The sequence below is a fragment of the uncultured Sphingomonas sp. genome (genome assembly GCF_902806265.1).
In the GTDB taxonomy this organism is placed as follows: Bacteria; Pseudomonadota; Alphaproteobacteria; order Sphingomonadales; family Sphingomonadaceae; genus Sphingomicrobium.
On the sequence record NZ_CADCVZ010000046.1, the window covers coordinates 66,123 to 85,744 of the forward strand.

General features: G+C 67.9%; 19 protein-coding genes. 12 read left to right on the forward strand and 7 right to left on the reverse strand.

Annotation, left to right across the window (positions count from 1 at the left end):
* The first annotated feature begins 108 nt into the window (after positions 1–108).
* Both purF and QZX62_RS09410 read left to right on the forward strand, forming a co-directional pair.
* The gene (purF, locus tag QZX62_RS09405) at positions 109–1,560 is read left to right on the forward strand and encodes an amidophosphoribosyltransferase (protein WP_294173925.1); all 1,452 of its coding nucleotides are present in this window, start codon (positions 109–111) and stop codon (positions 1,558–1,560) included.
* A gap of 38 nt (positions 1,561–1,598) precedes the next feature.
* Entirely contained in the window at positions 1,599–2,303 is a 705-nt protein-coding gene (locus QZX62_RS09410) for an SDR family NAD(P)-dependent oxidoreductase (protein WP_294173926.1), read from the forward strand.
* On the opposite strand, the gene QZX62_RS09415 is transcribed toward QZX62_RS09410, so the two are convergent.
* The 6 genes from QZX62_RS09415 to QZX62_RS09440 form a co-directional block, all read right to left on the reverse strand.
* Entirely contained in the window at positions 2,300–3,544 is a 1,245-nt protein-coding gene (locus QZX62_RS09415; RefSeq protein WP_294173927.1) for a cyclopropane-fatty-acyl-phospholipid synthase family protein, read from the reverse strand. The genes QZX62_RS09410 and QZX62_RS09415 overlap by 4 nt on opposite strands.
* Before the next feature lie 11 nt (positions 3,545–3,555).
* A complete protein-coding gene (locus QZX62_RS09420; protein ID WP_294173928.1) occupies positions 3,556–4,908 on the reverse strand; it encodes a deoxyribodipyrimidine photo-lyase in 1,353 nt (450 codons plus the stop codon).
* A gap of 19 nt (positions 4,909–4,927) precedes the next feature.
* Positions 4,928–5,836: a metal-dependent hydrolase gene (locus QZX62_RS09425; protein ID WP_294173929.1), complete on the reverse strand. Its 909-nt coding sequence runs from the start codon at positions 5,834–5,836 to the stop codon at positions 4,928–4,930.
* Positions 5,836–6,507: a spermidine synthase gene (locus QZX62_RS09430; protein WP_294173930.1), complete on the reverse strand. Its 672-nt coding sequence runs from the start codon at positions 6,505–6,507 to the stop codon at positions 5,836–5,838. Before QZX62_RS09430 ends, QZX62_RS09425 begins: the two co-directional genes overlap by 1 nt.
* A gap of 18 nt (positions 6,508–6,525) precedes the next feature.
* The gene (locus tag QZX62_RS09435; RefSeq protein WP_294173931.1) at positions 6,526–7,545 is read right to left on the reverse strand and encodes a 2-oxoacid:ferredoxin oxidoreductase subunit beta; all 1,020 of its coding nucleotides are present in this window, start codon (positions 7,543–7,545) and stop codon (positions 6,526–6,528) included.
* 73 nt (positions 7,546–7,618) lie between these two features.
* The gene (locus tag QZX62_RS09440; protein ID WP_294173932.1) at positions 7,619–9,601 is read right to left on the reverse strand and encodes a 2-oxoacid:acceptor oxidoreductase subunit alpha; all 1,983 of its coding nucleotides are present in this window, start codon (positions 9,599–9,601) and stop codon (positions 7,619–7,621) included.
* A gap of 150 nt (positions 9,602–9,751) precedes the next feature.
* Between QZX62_RS09440 and QZX62_RS09445 the strand changes: the two genes are divergently transcribed.
* From QZX62_RS09445 to QZX62_RS09480, 8 genes are all read left to right on the forward strand, one after another.
* A complete protein-coding gene (locus QZX62_RS09445; protein ID WP_294173934.1) occupies positions 9,752–10,684 on the forward strand; it encodes an alpha/beta hydrolase in 933 nt (310 codons plus the stop codon).
* The gene (locus QZX62_RS09450; protein WP_294173936.1) at positions 10,681–11,145 is read left to right on the forward strand and encodes an RNA pyrophosphohydrolase; all 465 of its coding nucleotides are present in this window, start codon (positions 10,681–10,683) and stop codon (positions 11,143–11,145) included. Before QZX62_RS09445 ends, QZX62_RS09450 begins: the two co-directional genes overlap by 4 nt.
* 47 nt (positions 11,146–11,192) lie before the next feature.
* Positions 11,193–12,401: a hydrolase gene (locus tag QZX62_RS09455; RefSeq protein ID WP_294173938.1), complete on the forward strand. Its 1,209-nt coding sequence runs from the start codon at positions 11,193–11,195 to the stop codon at positions 12,399–12,401.
* Complete coding sequence (locus QZX62_RS09460; RefSeq protein WP_294173940.1) at positions 12,398–13,411, forward strand: arginine N-succinyltransferase; 1,014 nt, start codon at positions 12,398–12,400, stop codon at positions 13,409–13,411. Before QZX62_RS09455 ends, QZX62_RS09460 begins: the two co-directional genes overlap by 4 nt.
* Positions 13,411–14,670, forward strand: coding sequence for an N-succinylarginine dihydrolase (locus tag QZX62_RS09465; protein ID WP_294173942.1), 1,260 nt, complete (start codon positions 13,411–13,413; stop codon positions 14,668–14,670). Before QZX62_RS09460 ends, QZX62_RS09465 begins: the two co-directional genes overlap by 1 nt.
* A gap of 94 nt (positions 14,671–14,764) precedes the next feature.
* A complete protein-coding gene (locus tag QZX62_RS11885; RefSeq protein ID WP_366926198.1) occupies positions 14,765–15,103 on the forward strand; it encodes a hypothetical protein in 339 nt (112 codons plus the stop codon).
* A gap of 543 nt (positions 15,104–15,646) precedes the next feature.
* The gene (locus QZX62_RS09475) at positions 15,647–15,805 is read left to right on the forward strand and encodes a hypothetical protein (RefSeq protein ID WP_294173944.1); all 159 of its coding nucleotides are present in this window, start codon (positions 15,647–15,649) and stop codon (positions 15,803–15,805) included.
* Between the two features lie 130 nt (positions 15,806–15,935).
* Positions 15,936–16,367 (forward strand): DUF6766 family protein, encoded by a 432-nt coding sequence (locus tag QZX62_RS09480; protein WP_294173946.1) that lies wholly within the window; start codon positions 15,936–15,938, stop codon positions 16,365–16,367.
* Between the two features lie 14 nt (positions 16,368–16,381).
* Here the strand turns inward: QZX62_RS09480 and QZX62_RS09485 are convergent, their stop codons facing one another.
* Entirely contained in the window at positions 16,382–17,749 is a 1,368-nt protein-coding gene (locus QZX62_RS09485) for an MFS transporter (protein WP_294173948.1), read from the reverse strand.
* Positions 17,750–17,943: 194 nt separating this feature from the next.
* Here QZX62_RS09485 and cyoA point away from each other — a divergent pair, with 194 nt between their 5' ends.
* Together cyoA and QZX62_RS09495 are read left to right on the forward strand one after the other, a co-directional pair.
* The gene (gene cyoA / locus QZX62_RS09490) at positions 17,944–19,083 is read left to right on the forward strand and encodes a ubiquinol oxidase subunit II (RefSeq protein ID WP_294173950.1); all 1,140 of its coding nucleotides are present in this window, start codon (positions 17,944–17,946) and stop codon (positions 19,081–19,083) included.
* An 18-nt stretch (positions 19,084–19,101) separates the two neighbouring features.
* On the forward strand, positions 19,102–19,622 hold a 521-nt coding region (locus QZX62_RS09495; RefSeq protein WP_294173952.1), incomplete at its 3' end, for a cbb3-type cytochrome c oxidase subunit I.

The window sequence follows — 19,622 nt, forward strand, 5'->3', positions numbered from 1 at the left end:
AATTAAACTCCGGTCGGACGGCATCGGCTTCAAGCTTTATTCAGCGAGCAGGCGACAAGAGGTCGCAGCCGGCCTATATGGCGGTCCTCACAACAGCGCAGGCAACCCATGCTGACGACGAACCCGTTCGACGATGACAAGTTGCGGGAGGAATGCGGTGTTTTCGGCATCTGGAACGCCGATGTCGCATCCAGCTTCGTGGCGCTCGGCCTCCACGCGCTCCAGCACCGTGGGCAGGAAGCGGCCGGGATGACCAGCTTCGACGGCCACAGCTTCCACTCGCACCGCGCGGCGGGGCACGTCGCCGGCAACTTCGACAAGGACGAGGTGATCCGCGGGCTGCCCGGCAGGACGGCGATCGGCCATGTCCGCTACTCCACTACCGGCTCGTCGGCGATGCGCAACGTTCAGCCGTTGTTCGCCGAACTGGCGGAGGGCGGCTTCGCGGTAGCGCACAACGGGAACCTGTCGAACGCCACCAAGCTGCGGCGGACGCTCAACCGCCGCGGCTCCATCTTCCAGTCGACCAGCGACACGGAAGTGATCATCCACCTGGTGGCGACCTCTCACCACAATAATTCGCTCGACCGGATCGTGGATGCTCTGACCCAGGTCGAGGGCGCTTATTCGCTGCTGATGCTGACCGAACAGGGACTGGTCGCCTGTCGCGATCCGCTCGGCATCCGCCCGCTGGTCATGGGGCGGCTCGACCATTCCATCATCTTCGCGTCCGAAAGCGTCGCGCTTGACGTGATCGGCGCCCGCTTCGAGCGCGAGGTCGCCCCAGGCGAGATGATCGTGGTCAACGAGGACGGCCTGCGCAGCTTCCGCCCGTTTGCCGCCGCGCAGCCGCGCCCGTGCATCTTTGAGCATGTCTATTTCAGCCGTCCGGACAGCGTAGTGGACGGCACGTCCGTGTACGAAAGCCGCAAGAATATCGGCGCCGAGCTCGCCCGGGAGGCACCGGTCGAGGCCGACATCGTGGTCCCCGTGCCCGACAGCGGCGTGCCCGCAGCGATTGGCTACGGCCAGGCCTCGGGCCTGCCCTTCGAACTCGGGATCATCCGCTCCCACTATGTCGGGCGCACCTTCATCCAGCCGAACCAGGAGGTCCGGCACCTTGGCGTCAAGCTCAAGCACAACGCGAACAGCGCGCTGATCAAGGGCAAGCGGATCGTGCTGATCGACGATTCGATCGTCCGCGGCACTACCAGCGTAAAGATCGTGCAGATGATGCGCGATGCCGGCGCCAAGGAGGTGCACATGCGCATCGCCTCTCCGCCGACCCGGCACAGCTGCTTCTACGGCGTCGATACGCCGGAACGCGCGAAGCTGCTCGCCGCGCAGATGGATGTGGCAGCCATGGCCAAGTACATCAACGCGGACAGCCTGGCGTTCATCTCCATCGACGGTCTGTACCGCGCGCTTGGCGACACCCGCGACGTCCAGTCGCCCCAGCGCTGCGACGCCTGCTTCACCGGTGACTATCCGACCCGGCTGACCGACCTGACCGAGAAGAAGGCGGAGGAAAGCGGGCTGGCGCTGGTCGCCAGCCGCTGACGCTTTCGCCGGCCGGTCCCTTCGTTTAGGGCGCGCCCATGAGGCCACTCGAAGGCAAGCTCGCGCTGGTGACCGGCGCCTCGCGGGGCATCGGCGCAACGGTCGCGGAGACGCTGGCGGGCGCGGGCGCGCACGTGATCCTGGTTGCGCGCTCCACGGCCAAGCTGGAGGAGGTCGAGGAGCGCATCCACTTGGGCGGCGGCAGCGCTACCATCGCACCAATGGACCTGACCGAGGGCGAGTCGATCGGCAAGCTCGCTACCGCGGTCAGCGAGCGCTGGGGCAAGCTCGACCTGCTGGTGCTGAATGCCGCGATGCTGGGCAGCCTCACCCCTGTCGAGCATATCGATCCCAAGGAATATGGGCGCATCTTGTCGATCAACCTGCTCGCCAACCAGGCGCTGATCGCCGCCTTCGACCCGCTGCTGCGCGGGTCCGACAAGGCCGAGGTGGTCGCGGTCACCAGCTCGGTCGGCCGCGAGGCGCGGGCTTTCTGGGGCGCGTACGGCTCGAGCAAGGCTGCACTGGACGCGCTGCTCGGCGCTTATGCGGACGAAACCGCCTACACCGGCAAGCTGCGGGTCACGATCCTGGATCCCGGCGCGACGCGGACTCGGATGCGCGCGCTGGCGTTCCCCGGGGAGGAGCCGGAGCAGGTGAAGCCCCCGGAGGTGGTCGCTGCGCGGCTGCTCGAGGTGCTGCAGGATGCCGGCGAAACCGGCCGGCGGGTGCGGGTGGACTAGCGTTTCACCAGCGTAACCTGGGCGACGTCGATCCCCTGCCCGCGGAAGCCGCCCTCGCAGTACATGAGGTAGTAGCGCCACAGCCGGTGAAAGCGCTCGTCGAACCCGGGAAGCGCGCCGCGGTCGATCGCCGCGTCATAGCGCTCGCGCCAGAGCTGCAACGTTTCGGCATAGTCGAGACCGAAGCCGTGACGGTTCTCCCATGATAAGCCACGCTCCCGAGCCAGCCCGGCGAAACGCGGCTCATGCAACAGCATGCCGCCCGGAAAGATGTAGGTCTGGATGAAGTCGGCGCTGGCGGCGTAGCGGTCGAACAGCTCGGGGCGGATGCTGATGAACTGCAGGGCCGCGCGGCCGCCCAGCGCCAGCGCTCCGGCGATGCAACCGAGGTAAGCGCCCCACCAGCGCTCGCCCACAGCTTCGACCATCTCGACGGAGGCGACCGCGTCGAACCGCTCGCGGATGTCGCGATAGTCTTGAAGGCGGATGTCGATGCGGTCCGATAGGCCCTCCTCGGAGATGCGGTGGTCCGCCCAGGCCTTCTGCTCGGATGAGAGGGTCAGTCCGACGACCTCAGCGCCGCGCCTGGCCGCTTCTATCGCGAGCGTGCCCCAGCCGCAGCCGATCTCCAGCAAGCGGTCGCCGGGCTTGATCTGAAGGCGGTCGAGCAGCAGCGACACCTTGCGGCGCTGTGCGGCCTGAAGGTCCTCGCCCGGGGCGAACACGGCCGACGAGTAGGTCATGCTCGGGTCGAGCCAGGCGGCGTAGAAGTCGTTGCCGAGGTCGTAGTGCGCCGCGACGTTCTCGCGCGCTCTGCCCGGCGCATTGTCGCGGGCGAGATGGGCCAGCCGGTTGATCCACCGCGGCGGCCCCTTGGCGCGGGCGGCATCGCCCAGGCTGGCGGCATTGCGCATGAAAAGGTCGAACAGCGGCACCGGGTCGGGCGAGGCCCATTCGCCGCGTTCCCAGGCCTTGTACCAGCCGACGCTGCCGGAGGTCGCGAGCCGCACCAGCGCCAGCCAGCTCCGAAGCTCGACGACCGGCTCGGGCCCGGGTGCGTGAAACCCGATGCGGCGGCGCTCGCCGGAGGGCAGCGTCGCGTGGATGCCACCCTCCAGCAGCCGGGCGTCTAGCTGATCGAGCACTCGGGCGAAAGCGGGCGCCGCTAGCCGTCCGAGCAGGCCGCCCCCGGTCGCGAAGACCCGGTCGGCCTTGAGGAGATGTTCGCCGCGGGTAGCCACGCCCCTGCCTATCAGGCGGCACGCGCCTCGCGAAAGGCCCGGAGCGCGCGTTCCCGCGCCTTGCGGTGATCGATCAGCGGCTCGGGATAGCCCTCCGGCGCGACGCCGCGGCCCCAAGGATCGTGGATGTCCTCGTCGGGCAGGTGCGCCAGCTCCGGCACCCAGCGGCGGATGTACTCGGCGGCCCCGAACTTCTCGGACTGCAGCAGCGGGGCCATGACCCGGTAGAAGGGCTGGCTATCGAAGCCGGTGCCGGCGATCCACTGCCAGTTCTGGCCATTGTTGCCGTAGTCCGCGTCAACCAGCGTGTCCCAGAAGAAGTCGGTCCCGCGCCGCCAGTCGAGCAGCAGGTGCTTGACCAGAAAGCTCGACGTGACCAGCCGGCCGCGGTTGTGCATCCAACCGGTCGCCCACAGCTGGCGCATGCCTGCATCCACCAGCGGGTAGCCGGTGCGGCCCTTGCGCCACGCGACGAAATCCGCGTCCGCAGCCTTGCCGGTGCGGTGCGGCAGGGCGAGCGGGCGCTGCTCGCGGGTGCCGATCTCCGGATCGGCGAGGATCACGGAGCGGGAGAAGTCGCGCCAGGCGAGCTCGCGGCGGAACTTGTCCCCAGCGACGTCGTCTAGCGCGTACCACACCTGCCGCGGGCTGATCTCGCCATGATGGAGGTAGGGCGAGAGGTTGGAGGTGCCGACCTCGGCCGGAAGGTCGCGGCGCTCGGCGTAGCTGCCGGCCTCCGCGGCAAAGCGCTTGAGGTGCGCGGCGGCGCCGGCCTCGCCAGGCTGCCAGACGTCGAAGCCGGTCGCCCAGTTGGGCCGGGTCGGCAGCAACTGCCAGTCTTGGAGCTTGTCGCTGGCCGGGAGCTTCTCGGGAGCCTGCAGCTCCTTGGGCGCCGGCTCCGGTTCGGGCGGCGGTAGGTGCTTGGACAGGTTACGGAAATACGGACCGTAGATCTTGAACGGCTCGCCCGATGCGGCGTGGATGTTCGCGGGCTCGTGCAGCACGTCCCCCTCGTGCAGGGTGAGACGTTCGCCGAGTTCCGCTTCGGCCTGGCGCCACCAGGGTTCGTAGTGGCGGGTGGCGTGGATGGCTTTGGCGCCGCACTCTTCGGCGACTTGGGTGACGACCTCCGAAGAGCGGCCGTGGCGAAGGAGGAGCGCGCCCCTTCTCGCCTCCAGGTCGCGGGCCAAGCTGGCTAAGCTGTGGTGCAGCCACCAGCGCTGCGCGCCGCCGATCTTCCACTTGCCGGGCATTTCGTCATCAAGGACGTAGAGGGCCGCCACCGGCCCGGCCTTCGCCGCCGCCGCGAAGGCGGGCTGATCGGTCAGCCGCAAGTCCTGTCGAAGCCACACAAGTTGCGTCATGAAACCGGCAAGCGCTCGATCAGCGATCGGGTTCCAAAGGCACCAGGAACTGGTCGCGGGTCAGGTTGGAGTTGAAGCGCTGGTCGGCCAGGAAGGCGCGGCCGTTTCGTTCGACCACGATCGGCATGCGCGACCAGAAGAGGTAGGCGTCCACGTCCGGTCGGCCCCGGGCTGCGGCGAGTGCCGGGTGGTCGAGGCCGATCGGCTCCGCGGCGGGTGGCAGCCGCGTCCCGGCGAGCAGCTGGTAGCTGCCGCTGCCGTGGGCTTGCCGGTCGCGCCATAGCATGTTGCGGCGCCAGAAGGCGGCCGGCACCGGGTTGGCGACCACCAGTTCGGGCTGGCGGCCGCGTTGCTGCAGCAAGGCGTGGGTCTGGGCCTCCGCCCGCCCGGTGATCAGGCCGTTGCCGATGATGTAGGCGCAAATGGCGGAGAAGCCGAGCCAGGCCGGACGCTGCCAGTCGCCGCCCCGCTTCTCGCGCCGGCGGCTCCAGATGAAGCAGCCGATCAGTGTCGCCCAGATCCAGACGTCGATGATGAACAGCGTATCGCCGGCGTACCAGCGGCTGCTGAACGGCTCGAGCAGCCGAATGCCGTAGCTGTTGAGCCAATCGAGCGCGGGGTGGCTCAGGGTGCCGATGTAGGCGAGCAGGAGGAGCGAGCCGGGGCGGACCGGCTGCGCGGACGGCCGCCAACGATTGTAGAGGAGGACCAGCCCGGTCAGCAGCAGTGGTAGCAGCACCAGGGCGATCGGACCATGGGTGATGCCGCGACGAATGGCGAGGCTTTCGCGCCCGAGCACCGTGGCGACCGCGTCGATGTCGGGGAGGTTGGCGGCGACGATCAGCGTCGGCATGGCCCGGCCGGTCAGGCGCTTCAGGCCCATCTGGCCGAGCAGGGCGCCGGCGAGGCTATGGGTCAGATTGTCCATCAGCGCGCCCTTGCGAACCAGATGTGGTGCCGCGGTCCCTTGCCGTTGGCGCGGGCACGGACGACCTGCTCCTCGACCGCGAAGCCGGCGGCCGCAAGCGTTCGGCTGAAGCGGGGATCGGGCGCCGCGGACCAGATCGACAGCAGTCCGCCGGGGCGCAGGGCGGCCCTGGTGCGCGCCAGCCCGGCAGGCGAGTAGAGCGCGTCGTTCTCCGGCCGGACCAGCGCGTCGGGGCCGTTGTCGACGTCGAGCAGAACGGCTTCGAAGCCGGCCGGTGCGGCGGCGATCACGTCGGCGACGTCGCCGATATGGATGCGGACGCGCGGGTCCTGCAGGCTTGCGCCGGTGAGCGCCGCCATTGGCGCCTCCGCCCAGCCGACGATCTCGGGCACGAGTTCGGCGATCGTCACCCGGGCGTCGGATGGCAGCACCTTTAGCGCGGCACGCAAGGTGAAGCCCATGCCGTAGCCGCCGATCAGCCAGTGCTGGCGCGGGCGCGCTCCCAGGCGCTCCGCCGTCAGCCGCGCAAGTGCCTCTTCCGACCCGCTCATCCGGGTAGACATGAGCTCGTCGCGGTCGACCAGGATCATGTGGTCGTGCCCGCGGCGATACAGCTTCATCTCGGCGCCGCCCGGGATGCGGGCGGTCGCGACCAACTCGCGCGGGATCATGCGGGCAGCGCAGTCAGGCTACTCAGCCCGCGGCTCCTTCTCGACCTGCCAGCTCTGGCCCCTGGAGACCAGCGCCTGGAGGTCCGGCTTCTTGCCTGCGGTGACCGTGCTGTTCTGTTCCAATACCGCTTCCTCGAAGGTCGGCGCGGGATCGTCGTAGATAACGCCGAGCGCGACCGGGAAGCCCTGGCCGGGCATCTCCACCAGCAGGTGGGCGAGCATGCGGTTCTGGGGATTGTGGGTCAGCACCGCCGGATCGTCGCCCGCCACCACCTTTAGCGCCAACGCGTCATGGTCCAGCGCCAGGCCCTTGGTGCCGTTCGCGTAACGCATCTTCTCGCCGGGCTTCAGCCACAGCTGCATCTCCGTCGCGACCTCGCGGGCGGTGAAGGGGGCGAAGACGTCGTCGTTGTAGACCACGCAGTTCTGAAAGATCTCGATGAAGGCCGCGCCGCGATGGGCGTGGGCGGCCTTGAGCACATCGGGCAGCCCTTTATGCACATCGATGCCCCGCGCGACGAAGCGGGCGCCGGCCCCGAGGGCAAAGGCGCATGGCCGGGCCGGGCGGTCGACCGAGCCGAACGGAGTCGAGGGCGAGCGGGTGCCGACGCGGCTGGTGGGCGAGTATTGCCCCTTGGTCAGGCCGTAGATCTCGTTGTTGAACAAGAGGATCTGGCAGTCGAGGTTGCGGCGCAGCACGTGCATGGTGTGGTTGCCGCCGATGGAGAGCGCGTCGCCGTCGCCGGTGATGATCCACACGTCGAGCTCGGGATTGGCGAGCTTGATGCCCGTCGCGACCGCGGGCGCGCGGCCGTGGATGGTGTGGAAGCCGTAGGTCTCCATGTAATAAGGGAAGCGGCTGGAGCAGCCGATGCCGGAGACGAACACCGTCTTCTCGCGCGCGACGCCGAGGTCCGGCATGGTGCGCTGTACGGCCTTCAGCACCGCATAATCGCCGCAGCCGGGACACCAGCGAACCTCCTGGTCCGTTGCCCAGTCCTTGGCAGTGGTTTTCTCAATGGGGGTGAGTTCGTTCATCGGAACAGCAGCCAGTAGATGAGGAAGAGAACGACGATCAGCATCATAATCAGCGGGAACGAGTTGATCGGCTTCATCGCGCCAGACCCTCGCGGAGGATGCGCCCGTCGTCATGACCGGAGTCGCCTTCGGGCAGCTGCGTCGCGTCCGGCCGGAGGTTTCCGGGCGGCGTTCCGTCCAGCGCTTCGGCGATCGCTTCCTCGATCTCGGCGATGCGGAAGGGCTGGCCGCTGACCTTGGTCAGGGAGCGGGCGTCCACCAGATACTGGTCTCGGAGCAGGGTCTTCAGCTGACCGGCGTTCATCTCGGGCACGATGACGCGGCCGAAGCTGCGCAGCAACTCGCCCAGGTTCTCCGGGAGCGGCCAGATATGCCGCACATGGACGTGGGCGACGTCGTGCCCGCGCCCTTGCATCCGCCGCACCGCCTGGTGGATCGGTCCGAAGGTCGAGCCCCAGCCGACCACCGCCAGCGCGGCGCCGGCCGCGCCCAGGCAGACGTCCTGCTCGGGGATGTCGGCGGCGACGCCGAGCACCTTCTGGTGCCGCTGGCGAGTCATCTCCGAATGGGCAGCGGGCGAATAGTCGATGTCGCCGGTGCCCGGGTTCTTCTCGATCCCGCCGATCCGGTGGGTGAGGCCCGGCGTTCCGGGCTTGATCCACGGCCGCGCCAGCCGCTCGTCGCGCGCGAACGGCAGGACCTTGCCGTTGGCGCGTGGCGCGTCGCCGTCCGCGAATTGCACCGGGAAGGGCTCGTAGCCGCTCATGTCGGGCACGCGCCACGGCTCGGCGGCGTTGGCGATGTAGCCGTCGGTCAGCAGCATGACGGGGGTCATGTAGCGGGTAGCGATGCGGCAGGCCTCGATCGCGCAGTCGAAGGCGTCGGCGGGCGAGCGGGCGGCAATCACCGGCAGCGGCGCGTCGCCGTTGCGGCCATAGACCGCCTGGTACAGGTCGGACTGCTCGGTCTTGGTCGGCAGGCCGGTCGAGGGCCCGCCGCGCTGCGAGTTGACGATCACCAGCGGCAGCTCGGTAATCACCGCGAGGCCGATCGCCTCGGTCTTGAGCGCGATGCCCGGGCCGGACGAGGAGGTCACCCCAAGCTGCCCGGCATAGCTGGCGCCGAGCGCCGCGCAGATGGCCGCGATCTCGTCCTCCGCCTGGAAGGTGGTGATGCCATATTCCTTGAGGCGGCTGAGGTGATGCAGGATCGGCGAGGCCGGCGTGATCGGATAGGAGCCGAAGAACATCGACAGCCCCGCGAGCTGCGCGCCCGCGACGAGGCCGAGGCCGAGCGCTTCAGCGCCGGTGACGGTGCGGTACAGGCCGGGCTCGGCGGACGCGGGAGCGATGTGCCGCGGCTTGACCGCCGCGCCCATCTCCACGGTCTCGCCATAAGCATGGCCGGCGTTCAGCGCGGCGATGTTGGCCTCGGCAAGCTGCGGCGCCTTGGCGAACTTGGTCTTGAGCCAGTCGACGATCGGCTCGCGGCTGCGGTCGAACATCCATAGCGCCAGGCCCAGCGTCCACATGTTCTTGCAGCGCAGCGCTTCCTTGTTGCCGAGGCCGAACGGCTTCACGGCGTCGAGGGTCAGCTGCGAGATGTTGAACTTGACCAGCTGCCACTTGGCGAGGCTGTCGTCCTCCAAGGGGTTGGTCTGGTAGCCGGCCTTGGCGAGATTGCGGGCGTTGAACTCGCCTTCGTCGGCGATGATCAGGCCGCCTTCGCGCAGGTGCGCGACGTTCACCTGGAGCGCCGCCGGATTCATCGCGACGAGCACGTCCGGCTGGTCGCCCGCCGTCTCGATCGCGGCGGAGCCGAAGTTGATCTGGAAGGCCGAGACGCCAAAGGTCGTGCCCTGCGGCGCGCGGATCTCGGCCGGGAAGTCCGGAAAGGTCGCGAGATCGTTGCCGGCAAGCGCGGTCGACAACGTGAACTGCCCGCCGGTCAGCTGCATGCCGTCGCCGCTGTCGCCGGCGAAGCGGACGACCACGGCTTCGAGCGGCACGTCGGCATGCGCTTCTTCAGGGGTGAGGAGGTGGGTGGCCGTGGCCATTCGCGGTCCCTGCGATGTCTGGATGTCGCGACCTATCTAGTCCGTTCTTCCCGCCATTGCGACCCCGGGCCTGAGCCGGGGGAAGCAATCCAGTTGGGTTCTGCAGAAAACTCGATTGCTTCGTCGCTTTGCTCCTCGCAATGACGGCGGATGACCCAGCCCTTCGTCCGTCCCGACGTCCGCGCCCTGCTCGAGCAGATGGAGGCGGCAGGGGGTAAGCGCGCCGTTGACGTGTCGCTCGAAGAGGCGCGCGGTATGCTGCACGCCAGCAGGCACCTGTTCGATGCACCGACCGGCGAGCTGGCGGTGATCCGCGACTTGGCCGGCGGTCCCTGCCCGATGCGGCTGTACGACGCAAAGGGTGAGCGTGGTCCAGGGCCCTGCCTCGTCTTCTATCATGGCGGCGGGTATGTGCTGGGCAACATCGACACGCACGAGCCGCTGTGCGCGGAGATCGCGCGGCTCGCCGACCTGCCGGTGGTGTCGGTCGGCTATCGGCTGGCGCCCGAGCACCCGTTCCCGGCCGGGGTAGAGGACGCGATCGCCGCCGCACGCTGGGTGGCGGGGAGCCCGGCCGAGCTTGGGCGCGAGGCGACGGGGCTGGTGCTGGCGGGCGACAGCGCCGGCGGCACCTTCACGATCGTGACTGCCCTTGCCCTACGAAACGAGCCGGCCGAGGTACCCCTGCTAGCCCAATGGCCGATTTATCCGGCGGCCAACCCCACCCGGCACCACCCCAGCCTGGACCAGTTCGGCGAAGGCTTCATGCTGTCGCGCGAGAGCATGGCCTGGTTCGACGAATGCTATGCGCCGAACAAGGCGGACTGGCGCTACGATCCGCTGCTCAAAGACCACGTAGGCATGCCGCCGACGCTGGTGGTCACCGCGGGGCTGGACCCGATCCGCGACCAGGGGCGGGCTTACGCTGCTGCGCTGGCGGAAGCGGGCGTTGCCGTAGTGTACCTGGAGTGCGCCGGCACGATCCACGGGTTCATGAACCTGCGCAAGGCGCTGCCTAGCGTGCAGGGGGACCTGGAGCGATGCGCCAAGCATTTGCGGGTGTTGCTGGAGGACGGGCAATGACTGGCGCGTACCGCCGCGGGGTCGGCGTGATGCTGCTCAACGCGGACAAGCAGGTCTGGGTGGGCAAGCGGATCGATAATACGGACGAGGCCTGGCAGATGCCGCAGGGCGGGATCGACGAGGGCGAGCAGCCCTGGGCCACTGCCTTGCGCGAGCTGGAAGAGGAAACGGGCATCCCGCCGCACCTCGTCGAAAAGATCGCTGAGTGTCCGGAGCGGCTGCGCTACGACCTGCCCGACGAGCTGCAGCCTAAACTATGGGGCGGCAAGTGGCGCGGCCAGGAGCAGGACTGGTTCCTGTGCCGCTTTCTCGGGCGCACGAGCGACGTCAACATCGCCACGGCCGAGCCCGAGTTCTGCGACTGGAAGTGGGTTCCGGCGCAGCAGCTGCCGGACTTGATCGTGCCGTTCAAGCGCGACCTTTACCGCTGCCTGATCGAGCAATGGGCGGAGTATCTGTAGGGCGCGGTGTGGCGTTCGGGCGCACTCCTCGCTAGAGCGAGCGAGCCATGGGGGAGTTGAGCACCACCGAACGCGACGCAGTCGACCGCGCGACTGCCGAACCGATGCTGACGCAGGTGCAGGCGTGGGCCGCGGTGAACAGTGGCTCGACGAACCTCCCCGGCCTGGATCGGGTTGCGAACCTGCTCGGCGATGCGCTCTCGGCGTTGCCTGGCGAGCTTCGGCTGCGCGACCCAGAGCCGGTGTCCACAGTGGAAGCTGACGGGCGGGTGCGGGAGGTGGCGCACGGGCGCAACCTCCATCTGGCGGTACGGCCGAACGCCCCGGTGCAGCTGCTGCTGACAGGGCACATGGACACGGTCTACCGGGTCGACCACCCGTTCCAGGCGCTGAGCTGGCACGACGAGCGGACGCTCCGCGGGCCTGGCGTGGCCGATATGAAGGGCGGGCTGGCGGTGATGCTCGCGGCGCTGAAGGCGGTGGAAGCGAGCCCGCTCGCCTCGCACCTGGGCTACGAGGTGCTGATCAACTCGGACGAGGAGGTCGGCTCACCGGGCTCGGCGGCGTTGCTGACGGAGGCCGCGCGGGGCAAGCGGGCGGCGCTGACCTATGAGCCCGCGGCGCTGCCGGACGGAACGCTGGCGGGCGCGCGGCCGGGCAGCGGCAACTTCAGCGTCATAGTGATCGGGCGCTCGGCGCATGCTGGGCGCAACCCGGAGGACGGGCGCAACGCGGTGGTCGCCGCCGCCGACTTGGCGCTGCAATTGGATGCGGCCAAGCGCGAAGGCCTCAGCGTCAACGTTGCGCGGGTGGACGGCGGCGGGCCGAACAATGTCGTTCCGGACGGCGCGGTGCTGCGGGTCAACCTGCGGCCTCGCACGGCGGAGCTGCAGGCTGAGGCGCAAGCGGCCATCGATCGCGCGGTCGCGGAGGTGGCGGCAGCGCACGACGTCGGCATTCACGTGCACGGCGGCTTCGGTCGGCCGCCCAAGCCGCTCGACACGGAGGCTGAACGGCTGTTTGAGCTGGTGCGGCGGGCCGGCGCCGACCTCGGCCAGCCGATCCGCTGGCAGCCTTCGGGCGGAGTGTGCGACGGCAACAACATAGCCGCTTGCGGGGTGCCGGTGGTCGACACCATGGGCGTGCGCGGGGGAAAAATTCACAGCCCTGAGGAATATCTGATCGTTGACTCGCTCGCCGAGCGGGCAGCCCTGTCGGCGGTGACGATCCTCCGTCTTGCCGGGGAGGGCGTGTGAGCTTCCGCGTCCGCGCCGCCAGCCCGGAGGATTTTGACGCCATCTACGAGATGGCCAAGCTGACTGGCGGCGGCTTCACCAACCTGCCGGCCGACAAGGGCACGCTGGTCGAGAAGCTCGCCAAGTCCGAGGACGCCTTCGCCAAGACCGAGGAGGCGCAGGGCAACGACTGCTACCTGTTCGTGCTGGAGGACCCGGCCGAGCGGCTGATCCGCGGCACCTGCCAGGTGTTCGGCATGGTGGGCGTCACTCAGGCGTTCTACTCCTACCATATCAGCACGCTGACCCAGTGGTCGCCCGAGCTCGGCAAGACCTTCCGCAACCAGTTGCTGACCCTCACCACCGACCTTGAAGGATCGAGCGAGGTGGGCGGGCTGTTCCTCCACCCGCTGATGCGCGCGGGCGGGCTAGGCTTGCTGCTGGCGCGTAGCCGTTACCTCTTCATTCGCCGGCACCGGGAGCGCTTCGGCGACCGGGTGCTGGCCGAACTCCGCGGGGTGATTGACGAGGCGGGCAACTCTCCTTTCTGGGATGCTTTAGCTGGCCGGTTCTTCGACATGAGCTTCCCCGAGGCCGACCAGTTCAACGCCATGCATGGTACGCAGTTCATCGCCGACCTGATGCCCAAGACCCCCATCTACCTGTCCTTGCTGAGCGACGCGGCGAGGGCGGTGATCGGCCAGCCGCACCCGACCGGCCGTGCGGCTCTGCGCATGTTGGAAGCGGAAGGGTTCGGCTACGACCGCTATGTCGATATTTTCGACGGCGGCCCGACGGTCAGCGCCAGGACGGACCAGATCCGCACCGTGCGCGAGAGCAGTGAGGAGATCGTGACCGAAATCGACGAAGGCGGACCGATGAAGATGTTGCTCGCCGCCGGCCGGCTGAAGAACTTCCGCGCTTGTCTAGGGTCGGCGCGGAGGACCGCGGAGGGCATCGCCTTGGCAGGTGAGACCGCCGAGCTGCTTGGAGCCGGTGTGGGCGATACGATCCTGGCGACACCCCGCTGATGCCGGTGACCGAAGTCAACTTCGACGGGATCGTTGGACCGAGCCACAATTACGCGGGGCTCAGCTTCGGCAACCTGGCGGCGATGCGCAACGCCGGGCTGGTGAGCTATCCTCGCACCGCCGCGCTGCAGGGGCTGGAGAAGATGCGGGCCAACCTGCGGCTGGGGCTCGCCCAGGGGCTGTTCGTGCCGCCGCCGCGCCCCAATCGCGCGTGGCTCCAAGCGCTCGGTACGGCCCCGCAAGCAGCCGACCCGTCGCTGCGCGCCAACGCCATGTCGGCCTCGTCGATGTGGGCCGCCAACGCGGCGACCGTGTCCCCTGCCCCCGACACGGCGGACGGGCGAGCGCATCTGACCGTCGCCAACCTCCGGACCATGCCACACCGCAGCCACGAGTGGCCCGCGACGCTGGCGCAGCTCAAGCTGGCGTTCCGGGACGAGCGGCACTTCGCGGTGCACGGTCCCGTGCCGCCCGCCTTCGGTGACGAGGGCGCGGCCAACCACATGCGTTTCGCAGAACGGCACGACGCGCCGGGGGTGGAGGTCTTCGTCTTCGGAGTCGGCGGCGGAGCTTACCCGGCGCGCCAGCACCGCGAAGCGTTCGAGGCGGTCGCCAGGCTCCATCGACTCGACAAAGAGCGGACGTTGTTCGTGCAGCAGTCGGAGGAAGCGATCGCCGCTGGCGCCTTCCACAACGACGTGGTTGCGGTGGCGAATGAGCGGGTGCTGTTCGCGCATGAACGGGCGTTCGAGGACCGCGACGGCTTCCTCGACCGGCTCGGCACGGCATTCCCGGCGCTGGAGTATGTGGAGGTGCCCGCAGACGAGGTCAGCCTGGAGGACGCGATCCGCTCCTACCTGTTCAATGCCCAGCTGGTGACCCCGCCCGACGGCGCGACCACGCTGATCGTCCCGGAGGAGGCGCGGGAAACGCCAGCGGTGTGGAACTGGCTGCAGCGGCACCTTTCCGGCAACGGTGCGATCCGGCGCGTGGCGGTGGTGGACGTCCGCCAGTCGATGGCTAACGGCGGCGGTCCTGCGTGCCTGCGCCTGCGGGTAGTGGCCGATCCCGAAACGGTGGACCCGCGCTTCCTGGTCGATGAAGCGAAGCTCGACCGGCTGGCCGGCCTCATTGGTTGCGCGTGGCCGGAGAGCATCGATCCAGCGGAGCTGGAGGAGCCGGCGCTCATCACCGCAATCGAGCGGGCTCGCATGACCCTGCTGGACGCGCTGGACCTGCGCGAGCTCGCCGCCATCTGAGCCCCACGGAGTGTCGGAAAGGCTGACAGTTTAACAGTCATGGTTAAGGCGAAAACCGCGGAACTCCGCCGCTGGCATAGCCGTTGCTTAATAAATGACGATGCTGAAGCGCCTGGGCCGACTGTTCACGATCAAAACCCGCTGGGAAGCCTGGGCGGTGATCTGGGCGATCACGCTGGGCGCGGTCGAGCGCGGCAAGGCTTACCTCGAGACCTACCCCGGCGCGACGGGCTGGCTGTTCTTTCTGGCTTGCGTTGCCGTAGTGTTCCTGGCGGGCGGCAAGCTGCTGGACTCGGTGCGCCCGATCGAGCAGCCGAAGCCGGTACCCGTGGCGGTCAGGCGGACCAGGCGGCACGCACCTGTCGACCATCGCTCACGCCGGTTCGGGCGATCGGCCAGCACGACCCCTCGCCCGTCAACGCACCGGCACTGACCACCGCACTCAGCGGCGGAACAGTGAGGCGACGATCGATATTGGGCGGTCGATATGGGCGCCGCCCGACATCAGGGATCAGGCAGCGAGATCCGTGAGTGTGGAGCCGCGGCTCTGGAATACCGGTGTAGCGCCGCGCACCGCGGAGTCGCTGAGCGGAAGAGCCGTCGCGCAGAACCCGCACTCGGCCAACAATCGCCCAATCAGCCAGTGGCTCCGCCCACAACCGGGGCAGTGATTGACGGCGTTGGGGCGGTAAACGGCGTGATAGCCCCGGGTTGCCGGATTGAAGGCTTCGCGCCGCGGATTGAACATGCTTCCCATGAGGATGACCTTTTGTCTCAGTTACCGTTCAACGGGCGGTGAGTCGTTCGGTTTCATCGTTGAGCTGAATGGCCGCGCCTGTCACCCCGGAGCCACAGCCCTGTTCCGCAACGGGACGGCGCGCGGGAGACTCGGTTCGGCTGTGGATATTTACCAATCGGTAGGAAGTGCCCGGCACATTGTGTAGGTAATCAGTGGGGACTAGCGGAGGGCCGGGTAGTGGAATCGGACCAGCGTTTTTACTTCCGCCGGGCAGCGGAAGAGCGGATGGCAGCGCAACGGGCAATGACCGAAGCTGCACGACAATGGCATGCGCAACTGGCGCAGCAATTCGCCGATCGGGCAAGCCAGAGCCAGCAGGTCGTCGTCGCCGCCTGACCTGAGCCGGCGCGCTTGAAGGATCGGTCCGGCCGGTCAGCCTCGTTCCGTTGCCCTTCGCCACCGAGTGGCACCGCATGCCAGCATCCTCGTTTCGCGCACGAAAGCAATCTCGTGCGAGGGTCGACCGATGCGCAAATATGCTTACGCCTGGATGACGCTGGGCTTCTTCCTTGTTAGCCTCCTGCTTCACTGGTTCTTCGGCTGGCGCGCCTTCGTGGGTGACGCCGAGCAGCACGGTCAGGCTCCGCAGATCGCCGAGTTCGTCGATCAAATGCTGCGCGAGACGTTCGAGAACTGGCAGTCCGAGTTCCTGCAACTGCTATGGCAGGTCGTGGGCCTCGCCTACTTTCTTTACGTCGGGTCGCCTTCGTCCAAGGAGAACGATGACCGGATGGAGGCGAAGGTCGATGCGCTGATGCGGATGATCGGCGGGGACAAGGCCAATGGGCTGATCCGCGACCTCGACCGCCATTATCTGCGCGAGCACGGGCATGCCCGGCCGCACGGCCATGACGAGGAGCTGGTCATGCGCGCCGGCCTGGAGATCGGGCGAGCCTGAGCCTCGCCGTGCAGTCAGGCTGCTGCCGTCTCCGAGGGGCGGCTTGGCTCAGTGTCGGCCTCACGGCGCGCCCAGTCCTTGTTGATCGCCAGCGCCGCAAGCGTGCAGATCACGCCGGACAGAAGGTACAGGCCGACCGACCATAGCCCGACACGGCTGGCCAGGAACAAGGCCACTAATGGAGCGAAGCCGGCGCCGATGAACCAGGCAGAGTTGGAGACGATCGCGGCGCCCGTGTAGCGGTGGACCGACGGGAAGTTGCTGTTCACCACGCCGGTCGACTGGCCGAAGGACAGGCCGAGCAGGATAAAGCCGGCGAACATGTAGACGACCTCGCCGACCGGACCGGCACCGAGCAGCTGGGGCGCGAAGCCGCTGTAGGCGCCGATCAGGACGGCCGACACGCCGAGTACCGCGCGACGGCCGACCCGGTCGGCGATGAGGCCCGAGGCAAGGATCGCGAGGACGCAGATCACCGCGCCGATGGCCTCGATCACCAGGAAGCGGACGGGCTCCTGGCCTTCGAACAGGTTGACGTAAGACAGTGGAAACACGGTCACGAGGTGGAACAAGGCGAAGCTCGCCAGCGGGGCGAAGGCGCCGAGCAGGATCGTGCGCCACTCCGCACGCAGGGTGCGGAACGGCGGCGAGGGTTGCAGCTCGCGGCTCTCGAACAGCCGCGTGAACTCGGGCGTGGCGACCAGCCGCAGCCGCGCGAACAGTGCTACCACGTTGATCGCCAGCGCGACGAAGAAGGGGTAGCGCCAAGCCCAGCGGATGAAGTCGTCCGGCGTCAGCAGGGCAAGGAAATAGGCGAACAGCGCGCTTGCCACCAGCAGGCCGAGCGGGGCGCCGAGCTGGGGGATCATCGAATACCAGCCGCGCTTATCCTCCGGCGCGTTCAGCTGCAGCAGCGAGGGCAGCCCGTCCCATGAGCCGCCGAGCGCCACGCCCTGCAGCAGCCGGAAGAAGCCCAGCAGCCAGATGCTGATCGCCCCCACCTGCTCGTATCCGGGCAGCAGCGCGATCACCATGGTCGAGCCGCCGAGCAGGAAGATGGCGATGGTGAGCTTCACCCCGCGGCCATGATTATGGTCGATCCAGGTGAACAGCAGCGTGCCTATCGGCCGGCCGATGAACGCCAGCGAGAATAGCGCAAAGGAATAAAGCGTACCCGTCAGCGGATCGGCGAACGGAAACACCAGCTGAGGAAACACCAGCACGGAGGCGATGGCGTAGACGAAGAAGTCGAAGAACTCGCCGGTGCGACCGATAATGACGCCGATGGCGATGTCGGCCGGGCGGATCTCGCCGTGGCGCGCGTTGACCAGCCGGGCGTCGCGTTCAAGCGGCGTCGAGTCGGACGCGGAATGGGCAGTCATCGCGGGCAAGCTCCAGCAGACTCATGTCTAGTATGTCGCGCACGAGGGCACCGCACGAGCACATCCGACAGCCTATGCCTCATCCGCTCACCTTTGCCGATTGGACAAAATGTCCAATGTTGAACGCCCACCTGCGCTACTACTTGGGGCCTATGCTGCAACGGATGATCCCCTCGGCACGGTGCCTCAGAGCCGTGGCGCTTGTCTCGCTGGCGGGCCTCCTGGCAGCCTGCGACCGGGCGGTCATGAACCCGGCGGGTGACGTTGCGCGGCAGCAGCGGGACATCATTCTCATTTCCACCGGTCTCATGCTGCTGATCATCGTGCCGGTCATGATCCTGACCGCCGTGTTCGCCTGGCGCTATCGCAAGGGCAAGGGCGGGACCTACGACCCCGAGTTCGACCATTCCACTTCGCTTGAGCTGGTAATCTGGTCGGCGCCGCTGCTGATCATCATCATCCTGGGCGCGCTCACCTGGTCGAGCACCCACCTGCTGGACCCATTCCGGCCGATCAACCGCGTCGCGACCGGACAGGAAGCTCGAGCCGAGGTCGAGCGACCCCTGCGGGTGCAGGTCGTGTCCTTGGATTGGAAGTGGCTGTTCATCTACCCCGAGCAGGGCATCGCAACGGTCAACGAGCTGGTGCTTCCGGTCGACCGGCAGGTGCGATTCGACATCACCTCCACCAACATGATGAACACCTTCTACGCGCCCACCATGGCCGGGATGATCTACGCCATGCCGGGCATGCAGAGCACGCTGCACGCGGTGCTGAGCCGTCCGGTCGAGGACATCGGCTATTCGGGCAGCTATAGCGGCTCGGGCTTTGCCGACATGCGCTTCTTCCTGCGCGGCGTGCCCGCCCAGCAGTTCAACGGCTGGGTGGCGAACGTGAAAGCCTCGCCGCGGCAGCTTAACCTGCCGACCTACATGAAGCTGGTGGAGCCGAGCGAGAAGGTTGCTCCGATGCGCTTCGCCACGGCGCAGCCCGACTTGTTCCGCCGCATCGTCGAGCGCTGCGTCGAGCCGGGCAAGCCGTGCATGAGCGACGTGATGCGGCGCGACATGGGCCATGGCGGCGGTCGGCCGCACGACGTCCGGCCGGGCGCCGGCATGCCGCCGGGCCGCAACTCCGCCCCGCTGCACGGCGAGAAGCCGGAGGGCGCGATCTTCAAGTCGCCGCAGGAGAAGGGCACCAGCCCGCACTTCACCAAGCCGGCCACGCCCAACGCCGCGCCAGGCCAGACCAACCCCGGCGATCCGGCCAACCGCAACATGACCTACGACCTGCGCCCGCGCGATCCGCTCGACCCGCGCGCCGCCACCGCCTGATCCTTCGGAGCCAGCCCCGTGTTCGACAACCTCGCCAAGATCATCTTCGGCCGCCTCAGTTGGGAATCCTTCCCCATCCACGAGCCGATCCTGCTGGTCACCTTTGCCGTGGTGGCGCTGGGCGGCGTGGCCGTGGTCGGCGCCGTCACCAAGTACAAGCTATGGGGCTATCTGTGGCGCGAGTGGTTCACCACCGTCGACCATAAGCGCATCGGCATCATGTACATCATTCTCAGCGTTGTGATGCTCCTTAGGGGCTTCACCGACGCGCTGATGATGCGGGTGCAGCAGTCCTATGCGTTCGGCGCGGAGGAGGGCTATCTCAACGCCCACCACTTCGATCAGGTGTTCACCGCCCACGGGACGATCATGATCTTCTTCGTGGCAATGCCGCTGATCACGGGCATCATCAACTACGTCATGCCGCTGCAGATTGGCGCCCGCGACGTCGCTTTTCCGTTCCTCAACAACCTGGCCTTCTGGCTGACCGTATCGGCCGCGCTGCTGGTCATGGCCTCGCTGTTCATCGGCGAGTTCTC